This window comes from Nocardia higoensis NBRC 100133, from assembly GCF_000308595.1.
Classification (GTDB): domain Bacteria; phylum Actinomycetota; class Actinomycetes; order Mycobacteriales; family Mycobacteriaceae; genus Nocardia; species Nocardia higoensis.
In genome coordinates this window covers 156,076-173,537 of the sequence record NZ_BAGA01000132.1, presented here as the reverse complement: position 1 = coordinate 173,537, position 17,462 = coordinate 156,076, and the positions used below count along the sequence as shown (strand labels likewise).

The 17,462-nt window shown below is 71.0% G+C and carries 18 protein-coding genes and 1 pseudogene; 16 read left to right on the top strand and 3 right to left on the bottom strand.

The window, feature by feature from the left end:
* Positions 1 to 354 (top strand): annotated as a pseudogene (locus ON26_RS24285) (NAD-dependent epimerase/dehydratase family protein); the annotation flags it as partial.
* Positions 351 to 1,376, top strand: coding sequence for a lysophospholipid acyltransferase family protein (locus ON26_RS24280; protein WP_040798909.1), 1,026 nt, complete (start codon positions 351 to 353; stop codon positions 1,374 to 1,376). The pseudogene ON26_RS24285 and the gene ON26_RS24280, both read left to right, overlap by 4 nt.
* A 41-nt stretch (positions 1,377 to 1,417) precedes the next feature.
* Here the strand turns inward: ON26_RS24280 and ON26_RS24275 are convergent, their stop codons facing one another.
* A complete protein-coding gene (locus tag ON26_RS24275; RefSeq protein ID WP_373280959.1) occupies positions 1,418 to 2,440 on the bottom strand; it encodes an HAD family hydrolase in 1,023 nt (340 codons plus the stop codon).
* Positions 2,441 to 2,528: 88 nt separating this feature from the next.
* Between ON26_RS24275 and ON26_RS24270 the strand changes: the two genes are divergently transcribed.
* The 5 genes from ON26_RS24270 (at position 2,529) to ON26_RS24250 (ending at position 7,940) form a co-directional block, all read left to right on the top strand.
* Positions 2,529 to 2,813, top strand: coding sequence for a glutaredoxin family protein (locus ON26_RS24270; protein ID WP_051027482.1), 285 nt, complete (start codon positions 2,529 to 2,531; stop codon positions 2,811 to 2,813).
* Between the two features lie 246 nt (positions 2,814 to 3,059).
* Entirely contained in the window at positions 3,060 to 3,929 is an 870-nt protein-coding gene (locus ON26_RS24265) for a redox-sensing transcriptional repressor Rex (RefSeq protein WP_040798964.1), read from the top strand.
* Positions 3,926 to 5,359, top strand: a complete 1,434-nt coding sequence (locus ON26_RS24260; RefSeq protein ID WP_040798903.1) for a glutamyl-tRNA reductase — start codon at positions 3,926 to 3,928, stop codon at positions 5,357 to 5,359. Before ON26_RS24265 ends, ON26_RS24260 begins: the two co-directional genes overlap by 4 nt.
* Positions 5,356 to 6,381, top strand: coding sequence for a hydroxymethylbilane synthase (gene hemC / locus ON26_RS24255; protein WP_040798900.1), 1,026 nt, complete (start codon positions 5,356 to 5,358; stop codon positions 6,379 to 6,381). The genes ON26_RS24260 and hemC overlap by 4 nt, the downstream gene beginning before the upstream one ends.
* Positions 6,378 to 7,940, top strand: a complete 1,563-nt coding sequence (locus ON26_RS24250) for a bifunctional uroporphyrinogen-III C-methyltransferase/uroporphyrinogen-III synthase (protein WP_040798897.1) — start codon at positions 6,378 to 6,380, stop codon at positions 7,938 to 7,940. The genes hemC and ON26_RS24250 overlap by 4 nt, the downstream gene beginning before the upstream one ends.
* Positions 7,941 to 8,113: 173 nt before the next feature.
* Here the strand turns inward: ON26_RS24250 and ON26_RS24245 are convergent, their stop codons facing one another.
* Positions 8,114 to 8,413: a hypothetical protein gene (locus ON26_RS24245; protein ID WP_040798894.1), complete on the bottom strand. Its 300-nt coding sequence runs from the start codon at positions 8,411 to 8,413 to the stop codon at positions 8,114 to 8,116.
* Positions 8,414 to 8,581: 168 nt separating this feature from the next.
* Between ON26_RS24245 and hemB the strand changes: the two genes are divergently transcribed.
* The 4 genes from hemB to ON26_RS24225 all read left to right on the top strand — a co-directional run bounded on the left by hemB (position 8,582) and on the right by ON26_RS24225 (position 11,361).
* Complete coding sequence (gene hemB, locus ON26_RS24240; protein WP_040798891.1) at positions 8,582 to 9,559, top strand: porphobilinogen synthase; 978 nt, start codon at positions 8,582 to 8,584, stop codon at positions 9,557 to 9,559.
* Positions 9,556 to 10,140, top strand: a complete 585-nt coding sequence (locus tag ON26_RS24235) for a hypothetical protein (protein ID WP_157171992.1) — start codon at positions 9,556 to 9,558, stop codon at positions 10,138 to 10,140. Before hemB ends, ON26_RS24235 begins: the two co-directional genes overlap by 4 nt.
* Positions 10,141 to 10,438: 298 nt before the next feature.
* Entirely contained in the window at positions 10,439 to 11,026 is a 588-nt protein-coding gene (gene mce1N / locus ON26_RS24230) for a transport-regulating membrane protein Mce1N (protein ID WP_051027467.1), read from the top strand.
* 83 nt (positions 11,027 to 11,109) lie between these two features.
* Positions 11,110 to 11,361, top strand: a complete 252-nt coding sequence (locus ON26_RS24225; RefSeq protein WP_157171991.1) for a hypothetical protein — start codon at positions 11,110 to 11,112, stop codon at positions 11,359 to 11,361.
* Here ON26_RS24225 and ON26_RS24220 read toward each other — a convergent pair.
* Complete coding sequence (locus ON26_RS24220) at positions 11,343 to 11,762, bottom strand: hypothetical protein (protein WP_083884321.1); 420 nt, start codon at positions 11,760 to 11,762, stop codon at positions 11,343 to 11,345. The two genes, ON26_RS24225 and ON26_RS24220, sit on opposite strands and share 19 nt — an antisense overlap.
* A 166-nt stretch (positions 11,763 to 11,928) precedes the next feature.
* On the opposite strand from ON26_RS24220, the gene hemL reads away from it, so the two are divergent.
* From hemL to resB, 5 genes are all read left to right on the top strand, one after another.
* Positions 11,929 to 13,284 (top strand): glutamate-1-semialdehyde 2,1-aminomutase, encoded by a 1,356-nt coding sequence (gene hemL / locus ON26_RS24215; protein WP_051027480.1) that lies wholly within the window; start codon positions 11,929 to 11,931, stop codon positions 13,282 to 13,284.
* Positions 13,285 to 13,649: 365 nt separating this feature from the next.
* Complete coding sequence (locus ON26_RS24210) at positions 13,650 to 14,276, top strand: histidine phosphatase family protein (protein WP_040798959.1); 627 nt, start codon at positions 13,650 to 13,652, stop codon at positions 14,274 to 14,276.
* The gene (locus ON26_RS24205; RefSeq protein WP_083884320.1) at positions 14,273 to 14,923 is read left to right on the top strand and encodes a TlpA disulfide reductase family protein; all 651 of its coding nucleotides are present in this window, start codon (positions 14,273 to 14,275) and stop codon (positions 14,921 to 14,923) included. Before ON26_RS24210 ends, ON26_RS24205 begins: the two co-directional genes overlap by 4 nt.
* Complete coding sequence (locus tag ON26_RS24200; protein WP_040798886.1) at positions 14,920 to 15,756, top strand: cytochrome c biogenesis CcdA family protein; 837 nt, start codon at positions 14,920 to 14,922, stop codon at positions 15,754 to 15,756. Before ON26_RS24205 ends, ON26_RS24200 begins: the two co-directional genes overlap by 4 nt.
* The gene (resB, locus tag ON26_RS24195; protein WP_051027463.1) at positions 15,753 to 17,462 is read left to right on the top strand and encodes a cytochrome c biogenesis protein ResB; all 1,710 of its coding nucleotides are present in this window, start codon (positions 15,753 to 15,755) and stop codon (positions 17,460 to 17,462) included. Before ON26_RS24200 ends, resB begins: the two co-directional genes overlap by 4 nt.

The window sequence follows — 17,462 nt, the reverse complement described above, 5'->3', positions numbered from 1 at the left end:
TTCAATGTGGCCGGTGACGGCGCGCTGACCCTCTCGCAAGCCGTGCGGCGAACTGGCAGACTGGAGTTGCCGTTGCCGTTCGCACTGTTCCGTACCGCGGGGCGGGCGCTGATGGAGAACGTCATGCGTGACTTCAGCGCCGAACAGCTCGACTATTTCCATTTCGGGTGTGGTCTGGACACGACCCGCATGCGCGCCGAACTCCGGTTCGAGCCGCGGTGGACAACGGTGCAGGCGTTCGACGACTTCATCGGGGGCGCAGCGTTGCGACCCGTCATCGATCCCCGCTGGATCGATGCCGCAGAAAAGAAACTGCTCGGCCTCGTCGGGGCCGGTACGGGAGCACATATATGAACGACGTCGCGAAGATCATCCACTTGCGCGAAGCGACCAACGAGGCCAGGTCGCGTCCACTCGCCCGGCGCTGGCCGGAGGCGCCCGCCGGAACCTCCACCGGCGGGGTCACCTCGCTGACCGACCGGCTGCCCGCGGGCGAACCGCCGCAGCCGCAGTCGGTTGGGCAACTGCTGCGCGACGGTCTCGCCAAGCGGATCACCGGCGCCGCCGAATTCGCCCGGCGCCGGGTGGCAGGCGACTACCCGGTCGACGAATTCGGTTTCGACGCCCACCTGCTCGAAAACGTCATCCTGCCCACCCTGCGCCCGCTGGCGGACCACTGGTTCCGGGTGCAGGTCGAGGGCATCGGCAACATCCCGGCCACCGGCGGGGCGCTCATCGTCGCCAACCACGCGGGCACCGTCCCGGTCGACGGGCTGATGCTGCAGCTGGCCGTGCACGACAATCACCCCGCCCATCGCGCGCTGCGGCTGCTGGCCGCCGACCTGATCTTCGAGATGCCGGTGCTCGGCGTGCTGGCGCGCAAGGCGGGCCACACCCTGGCCTGCCGGGAGGACGCCGAACGGCTGCTGCGCTCCGGTGAGCTCACCGGGGTGTTCCCCGAGGGCTTCAAGGGCGTGGGCAAGAGCTACGCCGACCGGTACAAGCTGCAGCGCTTCGGGCGCGGCGGTTTCGTGGCCGCCGCGGTGCGCACCGGGGTGCCGATCATCCCGTGCTCGATCGTCGGCTCGGAGGAGATCTATCCGAAGCTGGCCGATCTCAAGCCGCTCGCGCGCCTGCTCGGGCTGCCGTACTTCCCGGTGACCCCGACCTTCCCGCACCTGGGCCCGCTGGGCGCGGTGCCGCTGCCGTCGAAGTGGTACATCGAGTTCGGCGAGCCGATCCCGACCACCGGCTACGACCCCTCCGATGCCGAAGATCCGATGACCATGTTCGAGGTCACCGACCAGGTCCGCGAGACCATCCAGCACACCCTCTACAAGCTGCTGACCAAGCGGCGCAACCCGTTCACCGGGTAGCTCCGCCCGAGCCAGGGCGGGCCGGACACGAGGTGCGCCGGTCAGATGTGCTCGCGGCGGCGGGTGATGGCCGCGGCCACCGCACCGCCGGCGGCGCCCAGCGCCAGCGCGGTCGGCACGCCGATCTTCGCGGCCTTGCGCCCGGTCCGGAAATCGCGGATCTCCCAGCCCCGGTTCTTGGCGACCTCGCGCAGGTCGGCATCGGGATTGATGGCCACCGCGGTACCCACCAGCGAAAGCATCGGCACGTCGTTGTGACTGTCGGAGTAGGCCGCGCAGCGCTTCAGATTCAAGCCCTCCCGGATGGCCAGCGCGCGCACCGCGTGCGCCTTGCCCAGGCCGTGCAGGATGTCGCCGACCAGGCGTCCGGTGAACTTGCCGTCCACGCTCTCGGCGACCGTGCCCAGCGCGCCGGTCAGCCCGAGGCGCTTGGCGATCACCTGCGCCAGTTCGACCGGCGTCGCGGTCACCAGCCAGACCTGCTGACCGGCGTCGAGGTGCATCTGCGCCAGGGCCCGCGTGCCCGGCCAGATCTTGTCGGCGATGATCTCGTCGTAGATCTCCTCGCCCAGGGCGGCCAGCTCGGCGGTGGAACGCCCGGCGATGAACGCCAGGGCCTTCTCCTTGCCCGAGGCCATGTCGGTGCTGTTCTCCTTGCCGGTGACCCGGAACTTCACCTGCTTCCAGGCGACGCCGACCAGGTCGGAGGTCTTGAAGTACTTGCGCGCGGCCAGGCCGCGGGCGAAATGCACGATGGAGGCGCCCTGCACCATCGTGTTGTCCACGTCGAAGAACGCGGCGGCGGTCAGATCGCGGGGGACCTCGGGGCGGTGGCCGCCCTCGGCGAGCTCGGACTCGTGCAGCGACAGCGCCGCGTCCGCACTGGCCTCGCCGGCGACATTGGCCCGCAGCTCCTCCTCGCTGGGCCCGAACGGGCTGCGTGAGATGCGGGCGAGCTGCTCCTGCAGGTTCTGACCGAGCGGCCCCAGGCTCCATCGCACCGGCAGTTCACCGAACCGGCCCGCGACGAAACCCGTCCTGCCCACCTTCGATCGTTCCGGCACCACAACCTCCGCCCGTTCGCGCGAACCCTGTCCACACTAGTGTCGAACACTCGCCGCCCACGATTTAATAGCCGCCATGACAGATTCCATGGAAAACGGCGCGCGGCGAGACGGAACCAGTTCGGCTCACACTGTGACATTGCTGACTCGGGCAGGCTGTCATATGTGTGTCACCGCACTTGCGCAACTGCGGGAGATCTGCGCCGAATTCGATATCGAACCGGCCACCGTGGACGTCGACGAAGCCGCGGCGAGCGACCCGGCACTGCGCGCCGAGTACGGCGATCGGCTGCCCGTCGTGCTGCTCGACGGGCGTGAGCACAGTTATTTCGATGTCGACGAGCCGAGGCTGCGCGCCGATCTGGCCCGCTGACGAGCGGCGATCGTAGCCCTATTTCGCCGCCGTGCTGGTCGCGCCGGAAAATGAGGCCAATTTCACCGACTTTGTGCATGGCTTCACAAGCGGTTACGGTGGTGGCACGCGACCCGCATGCCGAGGCTGCGGAGCCGCTGCGAAATCCGACAAAAATCGACCGGGGTACCGAGGCGTTCGCCCGGACCGGAGGTCGAGTGACGTACCGGGCCTGTGCGCAGGCTCGGCAGGGCAGGAGCCGACGACGTGACAGACCAGCATGAGACGCCCGGTGGCGTCTCCGGCGGGGCTCTGCGCGCCGTGCAGAAGGACATTCCGCAGGCCACCGTCGCCCGTCTGGCCGCATATCTGCGGGTGCTGGCGATGCTCGCCGATGATGGTGTGCCCATCGTATCGAGTGAGGAACTGGCTGTCGCGGCGGGTGTCAATTCGGCCAAGCTGCGCAAGGATCTGTCGTTCCTCGGTCCCAACGGTGTCCGCGGTGTCGGCTACGACGTCGCCAAGCTGCGGGCCAGGATCGAGGACGTGCTCGGGCTCTCCGAAGGACATCGGGTGGTGCTCGTCGGTGCGGGCAACCTGGGCCGCGCCCTGGTCGGCTACGGCGGCTTCCGCAGGCGCGGGTTCACCGTGGTCGGCATCTTCGACAACGATCCCGAGGTGATCGGCCTGCCGGTGGCCGGGTTCACGGTCCGCGACGTGGCGGATCTGGCCGAGGCCGTGACCGAACTGCGCCCGACCATCGCGGTGCTGGCCGTCCCCGAGGACGCGGCCCAGGAAGTGTGCGACCAGCTGGTCGCCGCCGGGCTGCAGTCGATCCTGAGCTTCGCCGCGCTCGGGCTGGAAGCCCCCGCCTCGGTCGAGGTGCGCCGGGTGGATCTGGCCGTCGAGATGCAGCTGCTGTCGTTCGAGCGGGCGCGCAACGCCGAGAACGACAACGACGCGCTGGCCGCGCTTCCCGAGGCCGCCGCCTCCGGTCGCGCCGCGCGCCGCGCCCCTTCCGGCAGCCGCTCGGCGGCGGCCGCCGTTCCCGCCGCGATCAAGCGCTCGGCGGGCCCTCGGACAACCTCGCATCAGGCAATGGAGCCAACCAGCAAGGGATCGGTGGTCACACCATGAGCGTTCTTCTCGTCGGGGTCTCGCATCGGAGCGCCCCCGTGTCGGTACTCGAGAAGGTGGCGATCACCGACGCCGATCGGCCCAAGCTGATCGACACCATGCTGGCCTCCAGCCACATCTCCGAGGCGATGATCGTCTCGACCTGCAATCGCGTCGAGGTCTATGCCGTGGTCGACGCCTTCCACGGCGGCCTGGCCGAGGTCGGCGAACTGCTCGCGGACCATTCCGGCCTGCCCATGACGGAACTGACCAAGCACGCCTACGTGCGCTACAGCGAGGCCGCCGCCGAGCACCTGTTCGCCGTCGCCAGCGGCCTGGACTCGATGGTGGTCGGCGAGCAGCAGGTGCTCAGCCAGATCCGCGGCGCCTACGCCACCGCCGACGACCGGCAGGCCGTCGGGCGCACCCTGCACGAGCTGGCCCAGCACTCGCTGCGGGTCGGCAAGCGCGTGCACGCCGAGACCGGCATCGACCGCGCGGGCGCGTCGGTGGTCTCGGTCGCGCTCGACCGCTCCCGGCAGGTGCTCGGCGATCTGGCGGGCAAGACCGCCGTGGTGGTCGGCGCGGGCGCGATGGGCGGGCTGTCGGTCGCGCACCTGGCCCGCGGCGGCATCGGCCGCATCATCGTGGTCAACCGCACCATCGACCGGGCGCACCGGCTGGCCGAGACCGCCGCCTCGCACGGGGTGGAATCCGCGGCGCTGGAACTGTCCCGGCTGCCCGAGGCGATGTCCGGCGCCGACGTGGTGCTCTCCTGTACCGGCGCGGTCGGCGCGGTGATCACCCTGGCCGACACCCACCGCGCGCTCGCCGACCGCGACCGCGCCGAATTCCCGGTCGGTGAACGTCCGCTGGTGTTCTGCGATCTCGGTCTGCCGCGCGATGTGGAGCCCGCGGTGGCCGGACTGCCCGGCGTCGCGGTCATCGACATCGAGTCGCTGCAGCGCGATCCGGCCGCGGGCGCCGCGGCCGACGACACCGCCGCCGCCCGCTCGATCGTCGCCGAGGAACTCGCCAAGTACCTGGCCGGTCAGCGGATGGCCGAGGTGACCCCCACCGTCGCGGCCCTGCGCCAGCGCGCCGCCGAGGTGGTCGAGGCCGAACTGCTGCGCCTGGATTCGCGGCTGCCCGCCCTGGCCGAACCCGAACGCGACGAGGTCGCGCGCACGGTGCGCCGGGTGGTGGACAAACTGCTGCACACGCCGACGGTGCGGGTCAAGCAGCTGGCCTCGACCCCGGGCGGCGACAGCTACGCCGAAGCGCTGCGCGAGCTGTTCGAACTCAAGCCGGGCGCGGCTCAAGCGGTGGCCGCGCCGATGGAGATCAGCACGATCGGCAAGGACCCCAACGCCGGCCTGGCCGACGACTTCACGCCCGGGCACACCCTGGGCCTCGAGCAGTACCTCGGTGAGGAGGAGACCCCGGCATGACCGTCGCGCAGGAAGAGGGCAACGTGACCGCGGTGGGAACGGGCACCCCGTTACGCATCGGCACCCGCGGCAGCCTGCTGGCGATGACTCAGGCGGGCACCGTGCGTGACGCGCTGATCGCCGCGGGCCATCCGGCCGAGCTGGTGGCGATCAAGACACCGGGCGATCTGTCCTCCGACCCGGTGGCCAAGATCGGCGTCGGAGTGTTCACCTCGGCCCTGCGCGACGAACTCCTCGCGGGCACCATCGACGTGGCGGTGCACTCCTACAAGGACCTGCCGACCGCCCCCGACGACCGCTTCACGATCGCCGCGATCCCGCCCAGAGAGGACCCGCGCGACGCCTTGGTGGCGCGCGACGGCCTGGTGCTGGGCGAGCTACCCGCGGGCTCCACGGTCGGCACCTCCGCGCCGCGCCGCATCGCGCAGTTGCGCGCGCTCGGCCTCGGCCTGGAGATCCTGCCGTTGCGCGGCAACCTCGACACCCGGCTGGGCAGGGTGAGTTCCGGTGAGCTCGACGCCGTCGTGGTCGCCCGCGCCGGGCTGTCCCGCATCGGCCGCACCGAGTCGGTGACCGAGGCGCTGGAACCCGTGCAGATGCTCCCCGCCCCGGCGCAGGGCGCGCTGGCCGTCGAATGTCGCAGTGGGGACAGCGCGCTGGTGGAGGCGCTGTCGGTGCTCGACGACGCGGCGACCAGAGCCTCGGTGGTGGCCGAACGCGCGCTGCTGGCCGAATTGGAAGCCGGATGCACCGCGCCGGTCGGGGCGCTGGCCGAGGTCGTCGAATCACTCGACGACGACGGCAGGATCGTCGAGGAGCTGTCGCTACGCGGTTGCGCTGCCGCGATCGACGGCTCGGAGGTGCTGCGCGCCTCGGTGGTCGGCGACCCGACCCGGGCGGCCGAACTCGGCCGCGCGCTGGCTCGCGAACTGCTGGAACTCGGCGCGCGCGACCTGCTCGCCGACGTGAGCCGGCCAGACACAGACTTCAGCAATCCCAGTCCGATGGAGAACCCTCAATGAGCCGAGCCACCAAGAAGCACCCCGGTCGGATTCTGTTCGTCGGGTCGGGTCCCGGCGACCCGGCGCTGCTCACCGTGCGTGCGCGCGAGGTGCTCGGCAGGGCGACGCTGGCCTTCACCGACCCCGATGTCGACAAGGGCGTCCTCGCGCTGATCGGCAGCCGGGTCGAGGAGAACGAGGACGGCACGCGTCCGGTGGACGTGCGTCCCGCCCTCGGCGAGCCCGCCGAAGTCGCCAAGACCCTGATCGCCGAGGCCCGCAACGGTCACGATGTGGTGCGCGTCGTCGCGGGCGACCCGCTGACCACCGACTCGGTGATCACCGAGGTCACCACGGTCACCCGCTCGCATATGGTCTTCGAGGTGCTGCCCGGCCTGCCCAACGGCTCGGCGGTGCCCAGCTACGCGGGCATCGCGCTCGGCTCCGGCCACACCGAGGCCGACGTCCGCGGCGAGGTCGACTGGGCGGCGCTGGCCGCGGCGCCCGGCCCGCTGGTGCTGCACGCCACCTCCGGGCACCTGGCCGAGACCGCCAGCGCCTTGGTGGAGCACGGCATGGCCTCGCAGACCCCGGTCGCGGTGACCGTGCGCGGCACCACCCGTCAGCAGCGCACCATCGAGGCGACCCTGGCCACCCTCAACAGCGCCGCCTCCGAGCTGGTCGGCCCGCTGGTGGTGACCATCGGCAAGGCGGTCTCCAGCCGGTCGAAGATGTCGTGGTGGGAGTCTCGCGCGCTCTACGGCTGGACCGTACTGGTGCCGCGCACCAAGGATCAGGCCGCCGAGATGAGCGAGCGGCTGGTCACCCACGGCGCCATCCCGATGGAGGTGCCGACCATCGCCGTCGAGCCGCCGCGCAGCCCCGCGCAGATGGAGCGCGCGGTCAAGGGCCTGGTCGACGGCCGCTACCAGTGGGTGGTCTTCACCTCAACCAACGCGGTGCGCGCGGTGTGGGAGAAGTTCGCCGAGTTCGGTCTGGACGCCCGCGCGTTCTCCGGCGTGAAGATCGCCTGCGTGGGCGAGGCGACCGCCGAGAAGGTGCGCTCCTTCGGCATCAACCCCGAGCTGGTGCCCTCGGGCGAGCAGTCCTCGGAGGGTTTGCTGGCCGACTTCCCGCCCTATGACGACGTCTTCGATCCGGTCAACCGTGTGCTGCTGCCGCGCGCCGACATCGCCACCGAGACCCTGGCCGAAGGCCTGCGCGACCGCGGCTGGGAGATCGACGACGTGACCGCCTACCGCACGGTGCGCGCTTCGCCGCCGCCCGCGGAGACCCGCGAGATGATCAAGACCGGCGGTTTCGACGCGGTCCTGTTCACCTCGTCCTCCACGGTCCGCAACCTGGTCGGCATCGCGGGCAAGCCGCACGCGCGCACCATCGTCGCGTGCATCGGCCCGAAGACCGCCGAGACCGCCGTGGAGTTCGGTCTGCGCGTGGACGTGCAGCCCGAGGTCGCGCAGGTGGGTCCGCTGGTGGAGGCACTCGCCGAGCACGCCGCTCGCCTGCGCGCCGAGGGTTTGCTGCCCCCGCCGCGCAAGAAGAGCCGCCGCAGCCGGTAGGTCTCCTCAGCCGGGGTACCGGCTCCGGGTACTGCTTCAGCTGCCGGCCTGCGTGGTCGATCCCCCGCGCTCGAGCATGGAGAGCGCGGGGCCGAATTGCTTCGTCAGCCATCCCATCGGCTGACGCGGGTGGGGCATTGTGGCGGGCGCGTGTGCGCCCGCCACACCGCGTTTCAGCGGCTGTAGCGCAGCAGTGTGCGCACCAGCCGGCAGGTGCGATCCGAGGGCGGCCGGATGCCGACGGCCTCGGCGGTACGCCGGATCTTCTCGTTGCTGGCCTGGGCGGGGTAGTGGATGCCCGAGTCGAGCAGGGCGATGGACAGGCGCATGGCCTTGAGCCTGCGGTTGTGGGTGATGTACCAGGAACGGGGCCTGCCCGCGGGCAGCGGTTGCTTCTCCAGCGGCTGGTACGGCGTGATGGTCCGGGTGCTGCGCCCCTGCGGCCGTGCGGTTGCGGTGGTGGCCACCGGCATCCTCCCCTCGCGATCGGGAACCCGGTGCGGATTCCCTCGAACACATCTTCGATTGTACCCGTGGCCTCCGACAGAAAACGGCTGGCCGCAAGGGTTTTCGCCATTCGCCGGGGTGCGCGGAAACGGCCGCCCGAGCCGGGCCCGCCGCGCAGGCGTATCGTGCGGTTCATGACCGGAACGGACCGCCCCCGACGGTTGCGCCGCACTCCCGCGTTGCGTCGTCTCGTGGCCGAGACCAGCCTGGAGCCACGGCATTTGGTGCTGCCGATGTTCGTGGCCGACGGGCTCGACGAACCGCGCGAGATCGGCTCCATGCCGGGCGTGCAACAACATTCGATGGATTCGCTGCGCAAGGCCGCCGTCGAGGCGGTCGCCGCGGGCGTCGGCGGCCTGATGCTCTTCGGCGTGCCGCTGCCCGAGGACAAGGACGCCGCGGGCAGTCAGGCCAGCGACCCCGACGGCATCCTCAATCGCGGCCTGCGCGCGCTGGCCGAGGAGGTCGGCGATTCCACCGTCGTGATGGCCGACACCTGCCTCGACGAGTTCACCGATCACGGGCACTGCGGCGTGCTCGCTCCCGACGGTCAGGTGGACAACGACGCCACCCTGCACCGCTACGTGGACATGGCCATCGCCCAGGCCGAAGCCGGCGCGGACCTGCTCGGCACCAGCGGCATGATGGACGGCCAGGTCGGCGCCATCCGGCGCGGGCTGGACGCGGTGGGCCGCACCGACACCGGTGTCCTGGCCTATGCCGCCAAGTACGCCTCCGCCTTCTACGGCCCGTTCCGCGAGGCCGTCTCGTCCTCGCTGGAGGGCGATCGCCGCACCTACCAGCAGGATCCGGCCAATCGTAGGGAGTCGCTGCGCGAACTCGATCTGGATCTGGCCGAGGGCGCCGACATCGTCATGGTGAAACCGGCGATGGCCTACCTGGACATCCTGCGCGAGGTCGCCGATCGCGCCACCGTCCCGGTGGCTGCCTACCAGATCTCGGGCGAGTACTCGATGATCACCGCCGCCGCCGAGCGCGGCTGGATCGATCGCGATGCCGCCATCCTCGAGTCGCTCACCGCCATCCGGCGGGCCGGGGCCGATATCGTCCTCACCTACTGGGCGACCGAGGCCGCGCTCCGGCTGTCGTGACGCAGCCACCGAGCCCTACTCCGCCCGGCGGCTACCCGCGCGGTTTCGTGCCCCCCGGTGGGCTTCCGTCCGGATCGCTGCCGCCGGGTGCGTACCCGGCGAAACCCGAGCCCGCCCCGGAAAGCGTGCGCACGGCCGCCCACTTGTGGTGGGCCGTGATCGCCCTCGGCGTCGTGCGGGTGATCGCGGGCGCGATCGACACCCTGAGCAATCGCGCCGAGGTGGAGCGCCTGCTCGTCGAAGACGCGCAGCAGCCGCTGCCGGAGGCCGGGGCGCAGTTATACGTCTCCATGTACGCGGTGTTCCTCGTCATGGCCGGACTGGTGCTGGCGGCGGCCGGGGCGGGGGCGGTGTACCTGTTCACCAAGGGGCGTCCGTGGAGCCGCACGGTGCTGACGGTGGGTGGCGTCTGGCTCGTGATCGGAGCGTTGTTCGCCCTGTTCGGGCTGGGTGGATCCGGGGGTGCGGCGGCTTTCGTGGCGGGCGCGGTGGCCGTCGTGCAGGGTGTGCTCGCCGGCGGCGCGCTCTACGGAAGTTACCGGCCGGAGTCGAACGGGTACTTCTCCATAACGAAGAAGTGAACCGGGGTTGGCATTCCATCGAATTGGCCGCAATGCGCTCGGCCTGTATCGTGAGGGTTGTCACAGGAGACATGGGAACCGGTGGTCGACGGTCATTCGTTACGCGCTCGGCGCGGGCGATGTCCGGGGACATCCGGGAGATCGGAGGCATCGATGCGCGTGGTGATCCAACAGCCGCACAGCATTCGGAAAGACATGATCGTCCTCGGCCTGCTGGTTCTGTTCGGACTGGTCACTGTGGCCCTGCTCCTGCTGCCCGGGCTGGTCGGCTGACGGCAGCGCGGGCGGGGGCTTGCGCGTGACCGACAGGGATGTCGGCGAAGTCCACGAGAATCGGTCCGGTCCCGCCGACGAGACCGTCCTGTTCTACGAACCGGGAGCACGCTGGCGGGCCGTGACCTACGGGCCCATCGGCTGCGCGCTGATCCTGGTGATCGAAATGGCGACCGGCACGACGCCGCACTGGTTCGCCCTGATCTTCTGCGGCGCTCTGATCGCCGCTTTCTCATCCGTCCAGGTGCTGGCCGCGCGCACGCACGTCAGCGTACGGCTCACGAACTCGGCGCTGCAGCAGGGCGCCGAAACCGTCCCGCTCTCGGACATTCTCGAAGTCCTGCCCGAACACGGGGTCGGTCCGCTGGACGCGGCATCGCTGGCCGGCGTTTCGTGGGACGACGCGAACTCCTGGACCGAAGACGAATGGAAATCCGCCAGGGCGCTGGGTGAATTGAGCGGAGTGCCGCGCAGGCGCACCGGCATCGGGCTGCGCTTCCGTGCGGGCGGACAGGCCCAGGCCTGGGCCAAGGACCATCGCGCGCTGCGGGCGGCGTTGACCGAAGCCCTGGCCGCGCGCACCGACGACCCGACAGCGGGGAGCGGAGCGTGAGGCCACGCGCGCAGGCTCATGAGAGGATCGCGGCGGGCTGAACCGGGCGCGTGGGCCCGGCCGAGCGGAACGGAGCGTGCGGCATGCGACGAGATCGGGTGATCGGGGCCGTCGAGGTCGTGGTGGCGGTGCTGCTCGTGGTCGCCGCGGTGGCGAGCTGGCGCAGCGGAGTGGTGCACACCTCGTTCGCGGCGCAGGGCGACGTGCCCGGCTACGACTCGGCTCGCTATGTCGGGCCGTGGCTGGTGGTGTCCGCCGCGCTGGTGGCGCTGGCCGGACTCGCCGTCGTCGACGCGGCCGCGCGGGCGCTGCGGGCTCAGTCGCTCCAGTCCTGATAGACATCGAGCACGCGTCCGTGGCGGGTGCCGGGCGCGTTGAGGAAGATCGAGACGGTGCCGTCGGGGTGGCGGGCGCTCTCGGAGATCACCTGACGCAGCGACGCGTGGATATTGCCGTTCTCGTCGCGCCACAGCTTGGTGTCCGGCTGCAGGCCCGCGCCGATCACGCCGGGCGGGATCACCATCGTCACCAGCGCCGGAATCGGGCCACCGGCCAGCCAGACGGTCTCGTCGTGGTTGAGATGGGCGCCCGCGCGGCCCTGCTCGACATCGAGCACCGGCTCGGCGGCCGCGGCCGGACCGGCGCAGAGAACCAGCGCGGCCAGAGCCGCCGTGGTGACCGCCACGAAACCTGCCGCAGAGCTGACCGACGCTGAGCTGACCGAAGCTGGACGCATGTGAACCTTCCCGACGCAGGGTGCCCGACGCACAGAGATTACGCATCGCTCGTCCCCGTCGCGGGTAATCCGGCCGAAACAATTTCCGGCGCGTCGTTGCGGTGCGTGTCACGTGTCCTACACCCTGTCGTCGACGCCCTCGGACGGGGCTGCGACACTGGAGGCCGTGAGTTCTTCTCCGCGCGCGACCAGTGCCTCCTCGATCGGTGACGCGTCGGCGGCGGCGTCCGCCCGCCTGTTCGCCCGGGCGAGTTCGGTGATCCCCGGTGGGGTCAATTCGCCGGTTCGCGCCTTCACCGGCGTCGGCGGGACGCCCCGCTTCATCGCCTCGGCAGACGGCTACACGCTGACCGACGCCGACGGCAACGAGTACGTCGATCTCGTCTGCTCCTGGGGTCCGATGATCCTCGGCCACGCGCATCCGGCGGTGGTCGAGGCCGTGCGCGAAGCCGCGACCGGCGGACTGTCGTTCGGCGCCCCGACCGAGGGCGAGGTCGAACTGGCCGAGCTCATCGTCGAGCGCGTCGAGCCCGTCGAGCGGGTCCGGCTGGTGAACTCCGGCACCGAGGCCACCATGAGCGCGGTGCGCCTGGCGCGCGGCTGCACCGGACGCACCAAGATCATCAAGTTCGCCGGGTGCTATCACGGTCACGTGGACGCGCTGCTGGCCGACGCCGGTTCGGGCGTGGCCACCCTCGGTCTGCCCACCTCACCCGGCGTGACCGGCGCGCAGGCCGCCGACACCATCGTGCTGCCCTACAACGACCTCGCCGCCGTGGCCGCCGCCTTCGAGGCCGACCCGGGCGAGATCGCCTGTGTGATCACCGAGGCCGCCGCGGGCAATATGGGCGCGGTCGCCCCGCTGCCCGGTTTCAACGCGGGCCTGCGTGAATTGACCTCGAAGCACGGCGCGCTGCTCATCGTGGACGAGGTCATGACCGGCTTCCGGGTGAGCCGCTCGGGCTGGTACGGCCTCGAAGGCGTGGCGGGCGATCTCTACACCTTCGGCAAGGTGATGAGCGGCGGCCTGCCCGCCGCCGCGTTCGGCGGTCGCGCGGAGTTCATGAACCAGCTCGCCCCGCTCGGGCCGGTCTACCAGGCGGGCACGCTCTCGGGGAACCCGGTGGCCGTCGCGGCCGGCCTGGCCACGCTGCGCGCCGCCGACGAGGCGGTGTACGCCGCGCTCGACCGCAATGCCCAGCGCCTGGGCGGACTGCTCGGCGAAGCGCTGAGCGCGGCCGGGGTCGAGCATCAGGTCCAGTTCGCGGGCAATATGGTGAGCGTGTTCTTCGCCGATCGTCCGGTCACCGACTACGCCACCGCCAAGGCGAGTCAGACCTGGCGTTTTCCCGCTTTCTTCCACGCGCTGCTCGACGGTGGTGTCTACGCGCCGCCGAGCGCGTTCGAGGCGTGGTTCGTCTCCGCGGCGCTCGACGAGGACGCATTCGACCGTATCGCCGCCGCCCTGCCCGCCGCCGCTCGCGCGGCCGCGGCCGCCACCCCCGAAGGAATCCGCGCGTGAGTTCCGACCACGACACACCAGGCGCCGACAGCCACGAACCCGTCCACGCCGTCCCCGCCGACCGAGCCGCCGACGAGGCGGCCACCGTTGCCGTCGAGACCGAGGCCGCCGAGGTCGACGCCCTCGGGTCGGCGCAGGCTGCCCCCGAGTCCGCCGCCGGCGAATCTGCTGCTTCGGAAGCTGCCCCCGGGGAGCCTGCTACGTCCGAGGCTGCTGCCCCCGAAGCTGCCACCGGCGAGGCCGGCGCCACGGAGGCTGTGGCGTCCGACGCCTCGGTCACCGACGAGGCGCGCTCCCCGGTAGACGCCGCCGCTCCCACGAAAACCCTTGCGGCGCAAGATGAGCCAGATCTCGTCGACGAGGAGATCGAGACGATCGTGCACGTGCTGCGGCACGGTGAGGTGCACAATCCCAACGGCATCCTCTACGGCCGCCTGCCCGGCTTCTCGCTGTCGGTGGCCGGTCGTGCCCAGGCGGGCGCGGTCGCACGCGCACTCGCCGATCACGACATCGCCCTGGTCATCGCCTCGCCGTTGCAGCGGGCACAGGAGACCGCGACGCCGATCGCCGAGCAGCACGGGCTGAGCGTGCGCACCGACGAGAACCTGATCGAGGCGGGCAACACCTTCGAGGGCCTGCGCGTCTCGGTCGGTGACGGCGCGCTGCGCAAGCCCAGGCACTGGTGGAAGCTGCGCGACCCGTTCACTCCGTCGTGGGGCGAGCCGTACCTGCAGATCGCGCACCGGATGCTGGCCGCGGTCAACAAGGCGCGCGTCGAGGCGGCGGGCCGCGAGGTGGTGCTGGTCTCGCATCAGCTGCCGGTGTGGACGCTGCGCCGGTTCCTGCAGGGGCAGCGGCTGTGGCACGACCCGCGCCACCGCCAGTGCTCGCTGGCTTCGCTGACCTCGCTGGTCTATCGCGGCGACACCCTCGTCGACATCGTGTACTCCGAGCCCGCGGGCGAGTCGGATCCCTCGGTGCACGGCGCATGACGCGCCCCGTGCCGGTTCCCTCGGACCGGCCCGCGCCCCGCCGGGCGCCGGGCCGGCTCGTCGCGGCGGTGCTGGCCTGCGTGGCGCTGGTCGCCGCGCTCGCGGGCTGCTCCACCGGAACCGACGCGGTGGCCCAGGGCGGCACCTTCCAATTCGTCTCGCCGGGCGGCAGGACCGACATCTTCTACGACCCGCCGCAGTCGCGCGGCACCATCGGCGAGCTGTCCGGTCCCGATCTGATGAACGACGGCGAGACGATCTCGGTGGCGGACTTCCAGGGGCAGGTCGTCGTGCTGAATCTGTGGGGCCAATGGTGCGGTCCGTGCCGGGCCGAGGTGCCCGCGCTCGAAGACGTCTACGAGGCGACCAAGGATTCCGGTGTGGCCTTCCTCGGCATCAACGTGCGCGATCCCCAGCGCGACAAGGCGCAGGATTTCGTCACCGCGAACAAGGTCGGCTACCCCTCGATCTACGACCCGCCGATGCGCACCCTGCTCGCGCTCGGCGGCAACTTCCCGACCAGTGTCATTCCCACCACCCTCGTGCTCGATCGCGAGCACCGGGTGGCGGCGGTCTTCCTGCGCACCCTCCTGGCGGAGGATCTGCAGCCGGTCGTCGAGCGGATCGCCGGGGAGGCCGCGGCATGACCGTCGTGCTCGCCGGGGTGGGGGATTCGTTCCAGCAGACCGCGGCCACCGGCCCGCTGCTGCTCGCGCTCGGCGCCTGCCTGCTGGCCGGACTGGTGTCGTTCGCCTCCCCCTGCGTGGTGCCGCTGGTGCCGGGCTATCTGTCGTATCTGGCCGGGCTGGTCGGCGCGGAAGCCCCGCCGGTCACCCCGGCCGAGGCCACCCGGGCCCGCACGACCACCGCGACCGAACTGCGCGGCGGTTCGGCGAAGCTTCGTGTGGCCGGGGCCGCGGGACTGTTCGTGGCCGGCTTCACCGTGGTGTTCGTGCTGGCGACGGCGACGGTGTTCGGCGTCATCCAGACCCTCAATGTGAACCGGGAGCTGCTGCAACGGGTGGGCGGCGTGGTCACCGTCGTGATGGGCCTGGCCTTCATCGGCCTCATCCCGGCACTGCAGCGCGATACCAGGATGGAGCCGCGCAGGCTCACCAGCCTGATCGGCGCGCCCCTGCTGGGCGGCGTCTTCGCGCTGGGCTGGACGCCCTGCCTCGGCCCGACGCTGTCCGGCGTGATGGCGGTCGCGGCGGGCACCGAGGGCGCGACGGCCGCGCGCGGCGTCGCGCTCATCGTCGCCTACTGTCTCGGCCTCGGCCTGCCCTTCGTCGTGCTGGCCTTCGGTTCGGCGGGCGCGCTGCGCGGGGTCGGCTGGTTGCGCCGCAATTCCCGGACCATCCAGATCGTCGGTGGCATTCTGCTCGTCGCGGTCGGTATCGCGCTGGTGACCGGCGCGTGGGATCTGTTCGTCGCCTGGGTGCGCGACGCGTTCGTCTCCGAGGTGACCCTGCCGATATGACCGTGACCGACCAGCGACCCGCTTCCGTACCGAACACCCCGCCGCGACAGTCCCCGCTCGGCCGCGCCTGGGCGCTGGTGCGCAACACCTGGCGCGGACTGACCAGCATGCGCACCGCGCTGGTGCTGCTGTTCCTGCTCGCGCTGGCCGCCATCCCCGGCGCGCTGCTGCCGCAGCGCAGCCTCAACGAGCAGAAGGTCGAGCAGTACATCGCCGACCGCCCGACGCTCGGGCCATGGATGGATCGCGCCGAACTGTTCGACGTGTTCGGCAGTTTCTGGTTCACCGCCATCTATGTGCTGCTGTTCATCTCGCTGGTCGGCTGCATCCTGCCCCGCACGGTGGATCACTACCGCGCCCTGCGCACCCCGCCGGTGCGGGCGCCGCGCAATCTGGCCCGGCTGCCACACCACTACGCGGGCGAATCCGCGCGCACGCCGGAAGAAATCGCCGAGCACGCGCGCATCGGACTGCGCGGCTGGCGCACCGAGGTCCGCACCGATCTCGGCCGCGAGGGCGAGATCACCGTCTCCGCGGAGAAGGGCTACCTGCGCGAGTTCGGCAACCTGGTTTTCCATCTGGCGCTGGTCGGGCTGCTGGCCTCGATCGCGGTGGGCAAGCTGTTCGGCTACGAGGGCAGCGTCATCGTCATCGCCGACGACGGGCCGGGTTTCTGCACCACCTCGCCCGCGGTCTACGACTCCTTCCGCGCCGGCAATGTGAACGACGGCACCGGCATGACCCCGATCTGCGTGCGGGTGAAGAACTTCCGCGCCGACTACCTCGAGACCGGCCAAGCCGAGATGTTCACCTCCGACATCGCCTACCAAGCGGGCGCGGACCTGAGCACCGGGACCTGGCGCGACACCACGTTGCGGGTCAACCACCCGCTGCGCGTCGCGGGCGACCGGGTCTACCTGCAGGGCCACGGGTACGCCCCGACCTTCACCGTCACCTTCCCCGACGGGCGGACCAGGACCGAGACCATCCAGTGGGCGCCCACCGACGCCCGCACCTTCCTGTCCGGCGGCGTGCTGCGCATCGACCCGCCCGGCGACATGTACGCCTCCGATGAGGAGCGCCGCAAGAACCAGATCGCCATCGAGGGCCTCTTCGCCCCGACCGCCATGCTGCACGGCAGCCTGCTGACCTCGGTCTTCCCCCGCATGGACGATCCGGCCGTCGCCGTGGACATCTATCGCGGCGACACCGGCCTCGACACCGGCCGGCCGCAGTCGCTGTTCTCGCTCGACCAGGAACTGGTGCGCCAGGAGCGGCTGACCAAGGAGGCCAGGGTGAACCTGCGCCCAGGCGAGTCGGCCACGCTGTCCAACGGCACCGTGGTCACCTTCGACGGCGCGAAGGAGTTCGTGAACCTGCAGGTCTCGCACGATCCCGCCCAGCAGTGGGTGCTGGTGAGCGCGCTGACCATGATGGCGGGGCTGCTGGTGTCGCTGCTGGTCAAGCGGCGCCGGATCTGGATCCGGGTGTACCCGGCGGCGGGCGCGCCCGGTACCGTGGATCAACGACGTACCGTAGTAGAGATGGGCGGTCTGGCCAGGACCGACCAGGCGGGCTGGGGCGACGAGTTCGACCGGCTGCGTGCCCGCCTGCTCGACACCGACGACGCACCCCAGCGCAGAGCAGCCCCTCTCGATTCGGACAAGAACACGGCTCCCACCGGAGCCGACAGCACGGGAGATTGA

Bases quoted from the DNA above. Each gene is read 5' to 3' on its own strand.
- hemB (WP_040798891.1), top strand. From the start codon at position 8,582: ATGACCGGAACGGACCGCCCCCGACGGTTGCGCCGCACTCCCGCGTTG.
- ON26_RS24225 (WP_157171991.1), top strand. From the start codon at position 11,110: ATGCGACGAGATCGGGTGATCGGGGCCGTCGAGGTCGTGGTGGCGGTG.
- ON26_RS24280 (WP_040798909.1), top strand. From the start codon at position 351: ATGAACGACGTCGCGAAGATCATCCACTTGCGCGAAGCGACCAACGAG.
- ON26_RS24260 (WP_040798903.1), top strand. From the start codon at position 3,926: ATGAGCGTTCTTCTCGTCGGGGTCTCGCATCGGAGCGCCCCCGTGTCG.
- ON26_RS24205 (WP_083884320.1), top strand. From the start codon at position 14,273: ATGACGCGCCCCGTGCCGGTTCCCTCGGACCGGCCCGCGCCCCGCCGG.
- ON26_RS24270 (WP_051027482.1), top strand. From the start codon at position 2,529: ATGGAAAACGGCGCGCGGCGAGACGGAACCAGTTCGGCTCACACTGTG.
- ON26_RS24245 (WP_040798894.1), bottom strand. From the start codon at position 8,413: ATGCCGGTGGCCACCACCGCAACCGCACGGCCGCAGGGGCGCAGCACC.
- ON26_RS24220 (WP_083884321.1), bottom strand. From the start codon at position 11,762: ATGCGTCCAGCTTCGGTCAGCTCAGCGTCGGTCAGCTCTGCGGCAGGT.
- ON26_RS24200 (WP_040798886.1), top strand. From the start codon at position 14,920: ATGACCGTCGTGCTCGCCGGGGTGGGGGATTCGTTCCAGCAGACCGCG.
- ON26_RS24250 (WP_040798897.1), top strand. From the start codon at position 6,378: ATGAGCCGAGCCACCAAGAAGCACCCCGGTCGGATTCTGTTCGTCGGG.
- hemC (WP_040798900.1), top strand. From the start codon at position 5,356: ATGACCGTCGCGCAGGAAGAGGGCAACGTGACCGCGGTGGGAACGGGC.
- resB (WP_051027463.1), top strand. From the start codon at position 15,753: ATGACCGTGACCGACCAGCGACCCGCTTCCGTACCGAACACCCCGCCG.